Genomic DNA, 13672 nt, shown 5'->3' on the forward strand with positions numbered 1-13672 from the left:
AAACGAGCCAGCCGCAGCCGCGTACGAGGAGTCAGCGTGGCGTTAGGGTGGGACACGAAGGCCTCCGGTTGATGAAGCGGTTCCTAGACAGCTCCACTTCACAACCAGAGGCCTTCACCTGTCTGCAAAACAAACCAACTCACACACCACGACCGGGACAACCTCCCCGGACATCACATCTAGCGCTCGTCCTATACGAGGCTAGAGATCGCGATGGGCCACTAGTCCTGGGTCAGCAGGTAGCGCCCGAAGTGCGGGACCGTGAAGGCGATTCGGCCGCGTTCCCCGGAGTAGACGAGACCCTTCTTGATCAGCGCGTCGCGGGCCGGGGACAACGACGACGGACGTCGCTCCAGGTGCTCGGCGATCCTGGCCGTGGGCGCCGGCTCGTCCTTGCCCTCGACGAGCTCCGCCATGGCGCGCAGGTACTCGCGCTCGGCCGGGGTCGCCCGCTCGTAGCGGGAGCCGAAGAAGCCGACCGCCAGCTCCGACTCCGCCTCCGGGGCGGTCAGCCGGACGTCCTCCTCGGCGATCTCGGTGCGCACGGCCGCGTCCCAGGTCGCCTTGCCGTAGGCCTGCACGAAGTACGGGTACCCGCCCGAGACGCTGAACAGCGTGTCGAGCGCGGCCGGCGTGATCTCGGCTTCTTCCCGCTCGATCGGCGCGATCACGGCGCGGTCGGCGCAGACCGGCTTCCGGACGCGCCTCGACCTTGCCCGAGCCCCAGCTGCGGCGGACCGCCATCGAGCGCAGTTCGCCGAGCAGCACGGTCTTGCCGACGCCGCGGAGTCCGGTCAGCACCAGGCTCCGCTCCGGACGGCCACGGGCGACTCGTTCCAGCACGACGTCGAAGGCGTCCAGCTCGCGAGCGCGTCCGGCCAGTTCAGGCGGTCGCTGTCCGGCGCCGGGGGCGAAGGGGTTGCGGACCGGGTCCATAACCGTCGGACTGCATCCGCGTTTCTAGCTCGGATTCGATACATGGCGAGATTCCGGTAGGAGGGTGTTCGCCTCCGCGCCGATCCAGGGCTCGCGACGTATCCCGGTGTATAGCGAAAGGACTAGACAGGAATATACGGCCCGATGGGCATGCGAAAGCCCCGGCGACCGGGGTGCACCGGGGCTTTCGCGTCAGGCAGAGGCGTCAGCGTTCGACGATCGCCGTGAGGCCCTGACCACCTGCCGCGCAGATGGAGATCAGACCCTTGCCCTCGCCCTTCTCGGACAGCAGCTTGGCGAGCGTGGCGACGATGCGGCCGCCGGTCGCGGCGAACGGGTGACCCGCGGCCAGCGAGGAACCGTTGACGTTGAGCTTCGCCGTGTCGATCTCACCCACGACCTTGTCCCGGCCCAGGCGGTTCTTGCAGAATTCCGGGTCCTCCCATGCCTTCAGCGTCGAAAGCACCTGGGAGGCGAACGCCTCGTGGATCTCGTAGAAGTCGAAGTCGCCGAGCTGCAGCTCGTTGCGGTCGAGCAGCTTCGGGACCGCGTAGGCCGGGGCCATCAGCAGGCCCTCGTCGCCGCTGACGTGGTCGACGGCAGCCGGCGCGATGTCCGACAGGTAGGCCAGCACCGGAACGTTGTTGGCCTTGGCCCACTCCTCGCTGGCCAGCAGCACCGTGGAGGCGCCGTCGGTCAGCGGGGTGGAGTTGCCCGCGGTCATCGTGGCGCCCTCGCCCTCGCCGAAGACCGGCTTGAGCTTCGCGAGCTTGTCCACCGAGCTGTCCGGGCGCAGGTTCTGGTCCTTGGCCACGCCCTGGAACGAGGTGATCAGGTCGTCGAAGAAGCCGCGGTCGTAGGCGGCGGCGAGCCGGTGGTGGCTGCGCGCGGCCAGCTCGTCCTGGGCTTCGCGGGTGATCTCCCACGCCAGCGCGGTCTTCGCCGCGTGCTCACCCATGGACAGACCGGTGCGCGGCTCGGAGTTCTGCGGGATCTCCGGCACCACGTGCTGCGGCCGGGCGCCGGCCAGCGCCTTGATCTTGGCGCCGGTGGTCTTGGCGTGGTTGGCCTTGAGCAGCACCCGGCGGAAGTCGTCGTTGACCGCGATGGGGGCGTCGCTGGCGGAGTCCACACCACCGCCGATGCCGACCTCGATCTGGCCGAGCGCGATCTTGTTCGCGACCGAGACGACCGCTTCCAGGCCGGTCGCGCACGCCATCTGCACGTCGTGGGCGGGCGTGCGGGGGTCGAGCTTGGAGCCGAGCACGGTCTCGCGGGCGAGGTTGAAGTCGCGGCTGTGCTTGAGCACGGCGCCGGCGACGAACTCGTCGACGGTCTTGTCCGCGAGGCCGAAGCGAGCGACCAGCCCGTCGAGAGCGGCGGTGAGCATGTCTTGGTTGGACGCGCGAGCGAAGGGACCGCCGGATCGCGCGAACGGGATCCGATTGCCGCCGAGGATCGCGACTCGCCGAACGGTGGTCATACCTACTCCCTCGTTGCTGGTTCGTTCCTGGCCAATCTAATCTACTCGCGGGTAGGTTAGCCGTCGAGCGACCGCGCGACTTCGTGTCCGAACCCTCATGAACCGCCTCCTCGGGAGTGTCCAGAGATGTCCGATCGATACCAGCAGTTCACCCAGTCCGCGTTCGGGCGCCAGTTGGTCAAGAAGCTCGGGTTGCCCGACCCGACCCCGCTGCGCCGCTTCAAGCCCGGCGAGCCGCTGATCGCCGGGCCGGTGCTGCTCGGCGGTTCGGGCCGGCTCGCCGACTCGCTGAACGCGACGTTGCAGGAAGTCGGTGCCGACGTCCGCAAGGAGCGCGCCGACGACGAGCGCTACGCCGCCCTGGTCTTCGACGCCACCGGGATCACCTCCAGCGAGGGCTTGCGCGCCCTGCACGACTTCTTCGCGCCCGCGATCCGGCAGGTGGACCGCTGCGGACGGCTGATCGTCCTCGGCACGCCGCCGGAGACCCTGCCCGACCCCCGCGCGGCCACCGCTCAGCGCGCGCTGGAGGGCTTCACCCGCACCGCGGGCAAGGAGCTCAAGCGCGGCGCCACCTCGCAGCTGGTCTACGTCGCCGACGGCGCCGAGAAGGCCACCGACTCCACGCTGCGCTTCCTGCTGTCCGGCAAGTCCGCCTACGTGTCCGGCCAGGTCGTCCGCATCGGCAAGGCCGACGTGCCGGAGATCTCCCAGGACCGCCCGCTGCAGGACAAGATCGCGCTGGTCACCGGCGCGTCCCGGGGCATCGGCGCGGCCATCGCCGAAACCCTGGCGCGCGACGGCGCTCACGTGGTCTGCCTGGACGTGCCCGCGCAGGGCGGCGAGCTCAGCGAGGTCGCCAACCGCATCGGCGGCTCGGCGCTCCAGCTCGACATCACCGCGGCAGGCGCCCCCGCCAAGCTCGCCGAGCACTTCAGCCAGCGGCACGACGGCCTGGACGTCGTGGTGCACAACGCCGGCATCACACGGGACAAGACGATCGGCCGGATGAGCGAGTCCCAGTGGGACTCGGTGCTCGCGGTGAACCTGACCTCGCAGGAGCGCATCAACGAGGAGCTGCTCGGCGAGGGCTCCCCGCTGCGCACCGGTGGCCGGATCATCTGCGTGTCGTCGATGAGCGGCATCGCGGGCAACGTCGGCCAGGGCAACTACGCCGCGTCGAAGGCCGGCGTGATCGGACACGTGCAGTCCACCGCGCCGCTGGCCGCGAAGAGGGGCGCCACCATCAACGCGGTCGCGCCGGGCTTCATCGAGACCAAGATGACCGCCGCGATCCCGCTCTTCGTGCGGGAGGCCGGTCGCCGGATGAACAGCATGTCGCAGGGCGGCCAGCCGGTCGACGTCGCCGAGACCATCGCCTGGTACGCCAACCCCGCGTCGGGCGGCGTCAACGGCAACGTGGTCCGGGTCTGCGGCCAGAGCCTGCTCGGCGCCTGAGGTCTGGAGAGGACATGCCGGAACTCCACACCGCTCCGAACCTGGGGGCGCTGTACCTCAAGGCCGCCGCGACGGGCCCGACCCGTCGGGGTGGCGAGCTGCCCGACACCGAGTACGTGCTGCGCGGGATCACCATCGATCCCGCGCAGCTCGCCGAGTACAACCGGGTCTGCGGGTTCGGGCTGCGCGACGAGCTGCCGATCACCTACCCGCACATCCTGTCGTTCCCGGCGTCGGTGCAGCTGATGACCGACAAGGGCTTCCCGTTCCCGCTGGTCGGCCTGGTGCACGTGGCCAACCGGATCAAGCAGGACCGGCCGCTGCTGGTGACCGACGAGCTGTCGCAGAAGGTCCGGGTCGCAGACCTGCGCCCGCACCCGAAGGGCAAGCAGTTCGACGTAGTCACCGAGACCAGCGTGGACGACGAGGTCGTGTGGCGGGAGACCAGCACCTACCTGCGGGTGGGCAAGCGGGACGAGAACGCCCCGCAGCAGCGGCGCCGGGAGGTCGAGCCCGGGGCGGCCTCGGGCACGTGGCGGGTGCCCGCCGACATCGGCCGCGAGTACGCGGCGGTGTCCGGCGACCGCAACCCGATCCACCTGCACCCGCTGACCGCGAAGGTCTTCGGCTTCCCGAAGGCGATCGCGCACGGCATGTGGTCCAAGGCCCGCTGCCTGGCGGCGCTGGAGGGCCGGCTTCCCGGGGCGTTCACGGTGGACGTCGACTTCGCCAAGCCCCTGCTCGTTCCGTCGAGGGCCGACTTCACGATGCGCTCAACGGGCTCCGGCTGGGACTTCGCGCTGCACTCGCGCTCCGGAAAGCCGCACCTCACGGGATCGATCAGGCGCTGACCCGACGGGCGCGATGTTGCGGTCATGATCCGGTGGGGTCCTCGGTCTGGGAGGCCGGGAACCAGGATCGGCCTTCGACGAGCTCACCGAAACCGAGCCAGAGCATGTTCATCAGGCGCATGGCCATGCCCTCGGCGGTGAACTCGGGGTGCTGGAACCACCACTCGACGAGCGCTTCACCCGCGCCGACCAGGGCTGCCGCGAAAGGTTCGGTCTGCTCGGACTGCATCGGCTGCGGCTGGTCGGTGGTGGCCTCGGCGAGCAGCGCCGCGATCAGCTCGGTGGCGCGCTCCCGCCATTCGGAGAGCTCCTGGACGTAGGGCTCGCCGGGCACGTCTCCCTGGCGGTGCAGCAGCTGCCAGCCCGCCTTGTTGACGTTCACGTACTCGAAGAAGATGTGCAGGCGGTGCCAGAGCTGGTCGGCGGGGGTCAGCCCGGTCCCGATGTCGGCGCCGATGGCTTCGACCAGCTTCGCGGCTTCGCGGCGGACGCACGCGACGAACAGCTCGTCCTTGGCACCGAGGTAGGCGTAGAGCATCGGTTTCGAGATGCTCGCGGTCTCGGCGATCTCGTCCATCGACGCGTTGTGGAAACCGTGCTTGGCGAACACCTCCACGGCGGCGTCGAGGATCTGCCGCTCGCGAACAGCCCTCGGCAAACGCCGGGAACGCGGGCGCTCGCTGTCCCGATGATCTTCCATCTCACCTCATACCCTGGTAATCCGCTCAGGTTAGTGGAGCGACTCAAGTCTGGTGCCTTGTCCGCCAACCTACTCGTGCGTAGTCTTACTCCCAGTAGGTAATGGAGGTGGGCAGCGATGCCGCGATCCGTCGGACGCCATCGCGACCCTCGCCCTCGTAGACCCGCAGGAGATCGACGAGTCGAAGCTGGTCCAGCTGCTGCACGCCGCCGACTCCGCCGCCGACAACGGTTCGACCTCAGCGCGTTGACCCCCGACCAGTTCGCCCGGCTGATCTCGCGCGCCTCGGACGACCAGCTCGACGCCGTGCTCGCCAGGCCCGAACTGCGCGAGAGCGTCATCGACGAGATCTTCCGGCGCATGAGCGAGCACCACCAGCCCGAACACGCCAAGCGCAGTCACGCGGTGGTCAACTGGCGGATCGGCAAGAGCGACGACCACCGACCTGCCCAAGCTCCTCGAGGTGCCGAAGACGTGCACCTCCCTCGGACACCGGGTCGGCGGAAAAGCCCCCCACGGCGACCCGGCACCAAGCGAGCGGACCGCGCTCCCAACTCCAGGAGTGGAGCCGGTCCGTTCGCGTTCTCGCTCTAGCAGATCAACTTGTTCTCGAGGTTAACCGCAGGTCAGTGGCATATGACACGGTGCGGAATTGCACAACGAGTACCCGTGTTGACGGGGTTGAAGGCAGTATGCGGCCTGGCGGATGTGTGAGATCGATTCATCCGGCCGGATCGTGATCACTGTTGCACCATGGGCGTGGGCAGGTGCGAGGGCACCGATCCGATTGGATGAACCGCGTGCCGCCGCGTCAGGATGAGCGGCGGCACGCGTTCCACAGGTGAGCGAAGGACCGCGAGGTCCGCCGCTCATCGAACGAGCTCCGCGCGGAGAGCTCGGCTCGGCCAGCGCTTCGATGACGAACGGGAGGGCGAAGCGGTGAAGAAGTTGACGACCCCTGAGGTGGAAACGCCGATCTTCAAGCAGCTCAACAACGAGCTCGGCGAACTGCCGGAGATCGACATCCACGACTTCGACAAGCACGCGTTCGACTTTCTCCGCGAGTACGACGAGCAGAAGTCCCAGGAGCCGGAGCAGGAGACCTCGGCGGAGGCGGGAGAACCCGTCGCCGTGTCGGCAGGCCCCGCATCGGGTTCCGGATCTTCGAGCTCCAAGAACTCCGAGTCCCGCCGCGGCGGACGCCGTCGCAAGGGGAACTGACCAGACTTGGCTGAACGGCCCGCACCGCATCCGGGGGGATGGCGGGAGCGGGCCGTTCGTCTGCCCTGGCGCTGTCGGTGCCGCCTGCCACCCTGGTCGGCATGACCGGTTGGCAGGAGTTCACCGAACAGGCACCTGAGCTGGCCTCGGCCGCTCGATCTCGGCTCGAGTCGATGCAGCACCACGTGCTGGCGACGCTGCGCAAGGACGGCGCTCCGCGCGTGAGCGGCACGGAGGCCGGCTGGTACCGGGGAGACCTGACCTTCGGGTCGATGCCCGGCGCACGCAAGGCCCGCGACCTCCAGCGCGACGGGCGCTTCGCGCTCCACACCAACCCCGGCGACGGAACGATGTCCGAACCGGACGTCAAGATCTCCGGAATGGCCGTCGAGATCACCGGCGACGAGCAAGCCGCGTGGATGGCCGAGGTGCAGGCGCCGCAGACCGACGCCCACCTCTTCCGCTGCGCGATCACCGAGGTCGTCACCACGAAGGTCTCCGACGACCAAACCCACCTGGTGATCACCTCGTGGACACCCGACCAGGGCATTCGGGTCTTCAAGCGCACGTGAGGGGCGCCCCGGGCGGACCCGGGAACGCCCCTGCGCGATGCATCAGTAGGTGAATGCCGTGCTCGGGTTCGCCAGCAGCGCGCCCACGTCGGCGAGGTACTGGGAGCCCTGCTGACCGTCGACCACGCGGTGGTCGAAGCTCAGCGCCAGCTGGCACACCTTGCGCGGCACCACCTGGCCGTCGACCACCCACGGCATGTCGCGGATCGCGCCGAACGCGAGGATCGCGGACTCACCGGGGTTGATGATCGGCGTGCCGGTGTCGACGCCGAAGACGCCGACGTTGGTGATGGTGATCGTGCCGCCGACCATGTCCGCCGGGGTCGTCTTGCCCTCCCGGGCGGTGTTGGTCAGCTGCTCCAGGGCCTCGGCGAGCTCGCGCAGCGACATCCGGTCGGCGTCGCGGACCTTGGGCACCACCAGTCCGCGAGGCGTGGCCGCCGCGACCCCGAGGTGCACGTAGTCCTTGTAGACGATCTCGCCCGCCGCGTCGTCCCAGGTCGCGTTGACGTCCGGGGTCCGGCGGGCGGCCAGGCACATGGCCTTGGCCGCGAACGCCAGCGGCGTGATCTTCACACCGCGCAACGCCGGGTCCGACTTGAGCTGCTCGCGCAGCTCCATCATCGGCGTGACGTCGACGGTCAGGAACTCGGTGACGTGCGGAGCGGTGAACGCGCTGTCCACCATCGCCTGCGCGGTCGCCTTCCGGACACCCTTGATCGGCACCCGACGCTCGCGGTCACCGGAAGGAGTGGCTAGCGGCTTGGCCGGAGCCGCGGTCGGAGCCGCCGCGGACTGGACGTCGTCGCGAGTGATCACGCCACCCGGACCGGACCCGGCCAGCGAGCGCAGGTCGACGCCGAGGTCCTTGGCGAGCTTGCGGACCGGCGGCTTGGCCAGCGGCACGAACCCGCCGATCTCTTCGACCTGCGGTGCCGCCTGTTCGGGCGGTGCGACAGCGGTGGCGGTCGCGGTGCCGTTGGTCGGCGTGCCGTTGGTGGCCGCGTGCCGGTCCTTGCGCGGACGCCGCTTGGCCGCCGAGGTCCGCGGACCGTAGCCGACCAGCGTGGCGATCCGGCCGTTGGACTCCTCGCCGATCTTGCTCGAGCTCTCGTCCGGGTCGGGTTCCGATCCGGGGTCGGCACCGGCCATGTCGATGCTGATGATCGGCGTGCCGACCTCGACGGTCTGGCCCGGCTCCACCAGCAGGTCGCGGATCGTGCCCGCCCACGGGCAGGGCAGCTCCACCGACGCCTTGGCCGTCTCGATCTCCACGATCACCTGGTTGACGGTGACGTTCTCGCCCGGTTGCACCTTCCAACCGACGACCTCCGCCTCGGTCAGCCCTTCGCCGACGTCGGGCAGCGGGAACTTCTTGAGCGCCATCGATGAACTCCCCTCAGTACGCCAGCGAACGGTCGACGACGTCCAGCACCCGGTCGAGGTCGGGCAGGAAGCCCTCCTCCAACTTCGACGGTGGGTAGGGCGTGTCGAACCCGGTCGCCCGCAGCACCGGGGCCTCCAGCGAGTAGAAGCAGTTCTGCTGCACCCGGCTGGCGATCTCCGAGGTCACCGATGACTCCGGCGGCGCCTCGCTGACCAGCACCAACCGGCCGGTGCGGCGCACCGACTCGAACACCGGCCCCAGGTCCAGCGGGGACAGCGCGCGCAGGTCCACGACCTCCAGGTCCAGCCCGTCCTCGGCGGCGGCAGCAGCGGCGTCGAGGCAGGTGCGCACCATCGGGCCGTAGGCCGCGACGGTCACCGCCGAGCCGGCCCGCACGACGCGGGAGCTCAGCAGCGGGAGCGGGTCGATGGAGGTGTCGAGCTCGGCCTTCTCGTAGTAGCGGCGCTTGGGCTCGAAGAACAGCACCGGGTCGTCGCACTCGATGGCCTGCTGCAGCATCCAGTAGGCGTCCACCGGGTTCGAGCAGGACACCACCTTCAGGCCGGCGATGTGCGCGAACAGCGACTCGGGCGACTCCGAGTGGTGCTCGACGGCACCGATGCCGCCGCCGAAGGGAACCCGGATGACGATCGGGACCTTGACCTTGCCCTGGCTGCGGTAGTGCAGCTTGGCGAGCTGGCTGATGATCTGGTCGAAGCCGGGGAAGATGAAACCGTCGAACTGGATCTCGCACACCGGCCGGTAGCCGCGGATGGCCAGGCCGATCGCGGTGCCGATGATCCCGGACTCGGCCAGCGGGGTGTCGAGCACACGGTGCTCGCCGAAGTCCTTCTGCAGGCCGTCGGTGATGCGGAAGACGCCGCCGAGCTTGCCGACGTCCTCACCCATGACCAGCACCTTCGGGTCGCGCTCCAGCGAAGCGCGCAGCCCCATGTTCAGCGCCTTGGCGATGGTGACGGTCTGGGTGCCCGACGGGGTGGTCGGGCGTTCGAGAGCGGGCGCGGCCATCAGTGAACACCTCCCGCCACCGCGTTTCCGCTGGCAGCCTCGTCGGCGAATCCGGACAGGTAGCGCAGGTAGTCCTCGCGCTGCGCGGCGACCTGCGGGGTCTCCTCGGCGTAGACCTGCGAGAACGTCCGTTCCGGTGGTGGCTCGGGCATGTTGAAGCAGAAATCGCGGAACCGCGCGGCGAGCTGGTCCGCCTCGGCGTCGACGGAGTCGAAGAAGTCCTGGTCAGCAGCGTGCTCGCGGATCAGGTACACCCGGAGTCGCTCGATCGGGTCTTTGAGCTTCCAGGCTTCCTGCTCATCGGACATCCGGTAGCGGGTCGGGTCGTCAGAGGTGGTGTGGGCGTCCATCCGGTAGGTGAACGCCTCGATGAGGACCGGTCCGTTGCCGTTGCGGCACTCGTCCAGCGCCCACTTCGAGACGGCGAGGCTGGCCAGCACGTCGTTGCCGTCCACCCGGATGCCGGGGAAGCCGTAGCCGCTGGCGCGCTGGTAGAGCGGTACTCGGGTCTGGCGCTCCAAGGGCTCGGAGATCGCCCACTGGTTGTTCTGGCAGAAGAAGACGACCGGTGAGTCGTAGACGGCCGACCACACCATGGCCTCGTGCACGTCGCCCTGGCTGGTGGCGCCGTCGCCGAAGAACGCCATGGTGGCTTCGCCGTCGGGGTCGCCGACCTTCCCGTCGAAGCGCTGGCCCATGGCGTAACCGGTGGCGTTGAGGCACTGGTTGCCGATGACGATCGTGTACAGGTGGAACCCGGTGCTCGTGGGGTCCCAGCTGCCGTGGTCGGTGCCGCGGAAGATGCCCAGCAGCTCGGTGGGGTCGATGCCGCGAGTCCAGGCCACGCCGTGCTCCCGGTAGCTCGGGAACGCCATGTCCTGCGGTTTCATCGCCCGGCCCGCCCCGATCTGGGCGGCTTCCTGGCCCAGCAGCGGCACCCAGATGCCCAGCTGGCCCTGGCGCTGCAAGGCGTTGCCCTCCCGGTCGGCGCGACGGACCAGCACCATGTCGCGGTACAGGTCGCGCAGCTGCTCGGGGGAGATGTCGATGTCGAAGTCCGGGTGCGAAACCCGCTGGCCTTCGGGGGTGAGGAGCTGAACGAGGTCAGCCCCACCTTCACTCGTCGCGCGCAAACCGGCGATCACCTGCTCCCGTGTGGGCTTGGCTGCGGTTGCGGCAGGGAGGTCGGTGCGCTTCGCGGGCGGATTACCTGAAGAGGACGTCCATTGCTCGGGGGACATGTGTGATCTCCTCGTCTCGCGCCGACGGCCACCGCTTGTGGCGGTGGGACCGGCTTGCTCCGCCGACCTGCCGTTGACCTGGTGGGTCATCCGGCCGGCCGAGCGGAGCGGTGGATCGCTCCTCGTCATCCTGGCACGAAAACCGCGTGGTCCGTGAGCCCTGCCACAGGGAGTGGATCGGTACAGCGGCGAGCGATCAACTCCCGTGAGATCACGGTAGTTCTTCTGTGGACGGACCGATTTCGCAGGTCATCGAATTAATGGAGGACCGACTAACGAGTTACGGACCATTGCAGTACCGATATTGGGGTGGTCGCGTCTCAGCTTGCGCAAATCCGACAACCCCCACCCCGGTGACACCACCCCCGGACGCACCAGCGCACGAGCGGGACCGACGAACGTCACGAGGGGCCTCGTGCGCGCCCCGCCGCACCTTGCTGCTGCACAAGTCCGACGGCTCCTACTGCTCGACCTCCGACTGCACCGGCGCCGCCGAACTGGGCGAGCTGGTGCTGACCGAACGGGTCGGGTCGCAACGACGTTCATCCGCAGCCGCCGGTATGCGCGCAAGGCGCACGCCGCTGCCCTCGCCGAACGCGGACCGATGCACCGGGAGCAGCAGTCGTTCCTGCAGATCTCCTACGACAGGTTCGCGCCGGATCCGGTCTCGCGAGACGCGCTGATCGCCCGCCGGTGCCGCGGCATCGAGCAGCTGACCGACCCGCGCCACGTGCCGACGCGCCCCCGTGCGCGGGCATAGGATCGCGCTCGTGGATCGAGCAGCTGTTTCCAAGACCGTTGACCAGGCGTGGGACGAAGCGATTCTGCCGAGCTTATCCGAGCTGGTGAGGATTCCGGCGGTGTCGCCGTCCTTCGACGCCGACTGGCAGAACACCGGGCACCTCGACGCCGCCGTCGAGCACGTGCGGGCGTGGATCGACGGCCGCGGCATCGAAGGCGCCGAGATCGACGTCGTCCGGCTGCCCGGGCGGACCCCGCTGCTGCTGGTGGACGTCCCCGGATCGTCCGACGCGCCGGACGAGTCCGTGCTGCTCTACGGCCACCTCGACAAGCAGCCGCCGCTCGGTGGCTGGTCGGAGGGCCTGAGCCCGTGGACCCCGGTGGTGCGCGACGGCAAGCTCTTCGGCCGGGGCGCCGCCGACGACGGCTACGCCGGGTACGCGGCGGTCACCGCGATCGAGGCGGTCCGCGCGCACGGCGGCTCGCACGCGCGCTGCGTCGTGCTGCTGGAGACCGGCGAGGAGTCCGGCAGCCCCGACCTGCCCGCCTACCTGGAACACCTGCGGGACCGGCTCGGCGCCGTGTCGCTGGTGGTGTGCCTGGATTCCGGTGCCGGCGACTACCAGCGGATGTGGCTGACGAACTCGCTGCGCGGCATGGTCCAGCTGGAGGTCGAGGTGCAGGTGCTCGACTCCGGGCTGCACTCCGGCATCGCCAGCGGCATCGTGCCCAGCTCGTTCCGGATCATGCGGCAGCTGCTCGACCGCATCGAGGACTCCGCCACCGGCGAGATCCTGCTGCCCGAGCTCACCGTGTCCATCCCGGCGAACCGGATCGCCGAAACCCGCGCGGCCATCGAGGCCGTGCCCGGCATGGTCACCAACTCCGTGCCGTGGCCGGAGGGCATGCGGCCGGTCACCGACGACGAGGTCGAGCTGGCGCTCAACAACGCCTGGCGGCCGACCCTGTCGGTGATCGGCGCGGACGGGCTGCCCAAGCCCGCCGACGCCGGCAACGTCCTGCGCCCGTCGACGACGTTGCAGTTGAGCTTCCGGCTGCCGCCGACCGCCGACCCCGAAGCCGCGCTGGCAGCCGTGCAGCGGCGGCTGTCCGAGGAGGTGCCCTACGGCGCCCGCGTCAGCTTCGGCCATTCCGAAGCGGGCCTGGGCTGGAACGCACCGGACCCGGCGCCGTGGCTGTCCGGAGCGCTGGACACCGCAGCTGAGGAGATCTTCGGCGCGAGCTGGCGGACCATGGGCCTGGGCGGCTCGATCCCCTTCATGGGGTTGCTGCACGAGGCCTACCCGGACGCGCAGTTCGTGGTCACCGGGGCGCTCGGCCCGGACAGCAACGCCCACGTCCCCGACGAGAGCCTCGACCTCGCCTTCGCCGCCAAGATCACCAGCGCCATCGCCTACGTGCTCGACGCCCACGCGACTCGGTGAGCAGCACCGCCGTGCGGCCCGTCGCGGCGGTGTCCTGGCTGACCAAGCGGCACGGCCGACGCGCGGTGCCCCGGCCTGCTGGTGCACCTGATCTGCTCGGTCTTCGGCGTCGCCGTGGCACTGCCGTGCTCGGCCTTGGTGATCCCCGCATCGGATGCACCCTGGCGCGGTGGTGATCCTGCTGGCGGTGACGCTGCTGGCGGAGTGGGGTTCCCCTCGCGTTCCCACTCCTGCTCGCCCTCGGCGCCGACACCGCACCCCCTTCGGTGCTCGTGCGGGCCGCCCTCACGGCGTGCTGCTGGTCCTGACCACGTCGTTGACCGCGCGGCGTCATGCCTTCGGGATGAGCGCCCAGAGGACGATGTAGGCCACGAACTGAGGGCCCGGGAGCAGGCAGGAGAGCAGGAAGAGGATCCGGACGGTCGTCGGCTTCATGCCGAAGCGCCGCGCCAGGGCGGCGCAGACCCCGGCGATCACCGCCTGGTCCTTCGGACGGGACAGGGACATCTTCTGGTAGGTCGTCATGCACCCAGGATGCGTTGCGGGCGCCCGCGGAACCTCGGGGAGAGCCCTGACCAACCCCGGACCCCCACCCTGTCCCTCCTCGG

At 69.5% G+C, this 13672-nt stretch carries 14 protein-coding genes and 1 pseudogene; 8 read left to right on the forward strand and 7 right to left on the reverse strand.

The genetic code is table 11. From position 1 onward, the window contains the following. Nucleotides 1–221: 221 nt before the first annotated feature. Both E1161_RS25490 and E1161_RS25495 read right to left on the reverse strand, forming a co-directional pair. Nucleotides 222–936: pseudogene (locus E1161_RS25490) on the reverse strand (AAA family ATPase). A gap of 205 nt (nt 937–1141) precedes the next feature. Next, the gene (locus E1161_RS25495; RefSeq protein ID WP_132627280.1) at nt 1142–2419 is read right to left on the reverse strand and encodes an acetyl-CoA C-acetyltransferase; all 1278 of its coding nucleotides are present in this window, start codon (nt 2417–2419) and stop codon (nt 1142–1144) included. 126 nt (nt 2420–2545) lie between these two features. Here E1161_RS25495 and E1161_RS25500 point away from each other — a divergent pair, with 126 nt between their 5' ends. Both E1161_RS25500 and E1161_RS25505 read left to right on the forward strand, forming a co-directional pair. Further along, the gene (locus E1161_RS25500; protein ID WP_132627281.1) at nt 2546–3877 is read left to right on the forward strand and encodes a 3-oxoacyl-ACP reductase; all 1332 of its coding nucleotides are present in this window, start codon (nt 2546–2548) and stop codon (nt 3875–3877) included. A 14-nt stretch (nt 3878–3891) separates the two neighbouring features. Continuing rightward, nucleotides 3892–4728: a MaoC/PaaZ C-terminal domain-containing protein gene (locus E1161_RS25505; RefSeq protein ID WP_132627282.1), complete on the forward strand. Its 837-nt coding sequence runs from the start codon at nt 3892–3894 to the stop codon at nt 4726–4728. Nucleotides 4729–4750: 22 nt separating this feature from the next. On the opposite strand, the gene E1161_RS25510 is transcribed toward E1161_RS25505, so the two are convergent. Then, nucleotides 4751–5428 (reverse strand): TetR/AcrR family transcriptional regulator, encoded by a 678-nt coding sequence (locus tag E1161_RS25510; protein ID WP_132627283.1) that lies wholly within the window; start codon nt 5426–5428, stop codon nt 4751–4753. Nucleotides 5429–5480: 52 nt separating this feature from the next. On the opposite strand from E1161_RS25510, the gene E1161_RS25515 reads away from it, so the two are divergent. The 4 genes from E1161_RS25515 to E1161_RS25530 all read left to right on the forward strand — a co-directional run bounded on the left by E1161_RS25515 (nt 5481) and on the right by E1161_RS25530 (nt 7221). Further along, complete coding sequence (locus tag E1161_RS25515) at nt 5481–5678, forward strand: hypothetical protein (RefSeq protein WP_132627284.1); 198 nt, start codon at nt 5481–5483, stop codon at nt 5676–5678. After that, nucleotides 5675–6022 (forward strand): hypothetical protein, encoded by a 348-nt coding sequence (locus E1161_RS25520; RefSeq protein ID WP_132627285.1) that lies wholly within the window; start codon nt 5675–5677, stop codon nt 6020–6022. Before E1161_RS25515 ends, E1161_RS25520 begins: the two co-directional genes overlap by 4 nt. A gap of 345 nt (nt 6023–6367) precedes the next feature. Beyond that, the gene (locus E1161_RS25525; protein ID WP_207920400.1) at nt 6368–6649 is read left to right on the forward strand and encodes a hypothetical protein; all 282 of its coding nucleotides are present in this window, start codon (nt 6368–6370) and stop codon (nt 6647–6649) included. 101 nt (nt 6650–6750) lie between these two features. Next, entirely contained in the window at nt 6751–7221 is a 471-nt protein-coding gene (locus E1161_RS25530) for a pyridoxamine 5'-phosphate oxidase family protein (protein WP_132627286.1), read from the forward strand. Nucleotides 7222–7263: 42 nt separating this feature from the next. Here the strand turns inward: E1161_RS25530 and E1161_RS25535 are convergent, their stop codons facing one another. Genes E1161_RS25535 through pdhA form a run of 3 tightly spaced genes read right to left on the reverse strand, consistent with a single transcriptional unit; the run spans nt 7264 to nt 10878 of the window. Further along, nucleotides 7264–8607: a dihydrolipoamide acetyltransferase family protein gene (locus E1161_RS25535; RefSeq protein WP_132627287.1), complete on the reverse strand. Its 1344-nt coding sequence runs from the start codon at nt 8605–8607 to the stop codon at nt 7264–7266. Nucleotides 8608–8620: 13 nt separating this feature from the next. Continuing rightward, on the reverse strand, nt 8621–9637 hold the full coding sequence (locus E1161_RS25540) for an alpha-ketoacid dehydrogenase subunit beta (protein ID WP_132627288.1): 1017 nt from the start codon (nt 9635–9637) through the stop codon (nt 8621–8623). After that, nucleotides 9637–10878 carry a pyruvate dehydrogenase (acetyl-transferring) E1 component subunit alpha gene (gene pdhA, locus E1161_RS25545; RefSeq protein ID WP_132627289.1) on the reverse strand — a complete coding sequence of 414 codons (1242 nt, stop codon included), beginning with the start codon at nt 10876–10878 and terminating at the stop codon, nt 9637–9639. The genes E1161_RS25540 and pdhA overlap by 1 nt, the downstream gene beginning before the upstream one ends. A gap of 604 nt (nt 10879–11482) precedes the next feature. Here pdhA and E1161_RS27395 point away from each other — a divergent pair. Continuing rightward, on the forward strand, nt 11483–11638 hold the full coding sequence (locus tag E1161_RS27395) for a hypothetical protein (protein WP_165939934.1): 156 nt from the start codon (nt 11483–11485) through the stop codon (nt 11636–11638). 10 nt (nt 11639–11648) lie between these two features. After that, entirely contained in the window at nt 11649–13064 is a 1416-nt protein-coding gene (locus tag E1161_RS25550; RefSeq protein WP_132627290.1) for a M20/M25/M40 family metallo-hydrolase, read from the forward strand. A gap of 330 nt (nt 13065–13394) precedes the next feature. Here the strand turns inward: E1161_RS25550 and E1161_RS25555 are convergent, their stop codons facing one another. Further along, nucleotides 13395–13589, reverse strand: coding sequence for a PspC domain-containing protein (locus tag E1161_RS25555; protein WP_207920401.1), 195 nt, complete (start codon nt 13587–13589; stop codon nt 13395–13397). Nucleotides 13590–13672: the final 83 nt, after the last annotated feature.

Source organism: Saccharopolyspora aridisoli, assembly GCF_004348445.1.
Lineage (GTDB): Bacteria > Actinomycetota > Actinomycetes > Mycobacteriales > Pseudonocardiaceae > Saccharopolyspora > Saccharopolyspora aridisoli.

Coding starts and splice junctions, on each gene's coding strand:
- E1161_RS25495 (WP_132627280.1), bottom strand. CDS start 2,419: ATGACCACCGTTCGGCGAGTCGCGATCCTCGGCGGCAATCGGATCCCG.
- E1161_RS25500 (WP_132627281.1), top strand. CDS start 2,546: ATGTCCGATCGATACCAGCAGTTCACCCAGTCCGCGTTCGGGCGCCAG.
- E1161_RS25505 (WP_132627282.1), top strand. CDS start 3,892: ATGCCGGAACTCCACACCGCTCCGAACCTGGGGGCGCTGTACCTCAAG.
- E1161_RS25510 (WP_132627283.1), bottom strand. CDS start 5,428: ATGGAAGATCATCGGGACAGCGAGCGCCCGCGTTCCCGGCGTTTGCCG.
- E1161_RS25530 (WP_132627286.1), top strand. CDS start 6,751: ATGACCGGTTGGCAGGAGTTCACCGAACAGGCACCTGAGCTGGCCTCG.
- E1161_RS25535 (WP_132627287.1), bottom strand. CDS start 8,607: ATGGCGCTCAAGAAGTTCCCGCTGCCCGACGTCGGCGAAGGGCTGACC.
- E1161_RS25540 (WP_132627288.1), bottom strand. CDS start 9,637: ATGGCCGCGCCCGCTCTCGAACGCCCGACCACCCCGTCGGGCACCCAG.
- pdhA (WP_132627289.1), bottom strand. CDS start 10,878: ATGTCCCCCGAGCAATGGACGTCCTCTTCAGGTAATCCGCCCGCGAAG.
- E1161_RS27395 (WP_165939934.1), top strand. CDS start 11,483: ATGCACCGGGAGCAGCAGTCGTTCCTGCAGATCTCCTACGACAGGTTC.
- E1161_RS25555 (WP_207920401.1), bottom strand. CDS start 13,589: ATGACGACCTACCAGAAGATGTCCCTGTCCCGTCCGAAGGACCAGGCG.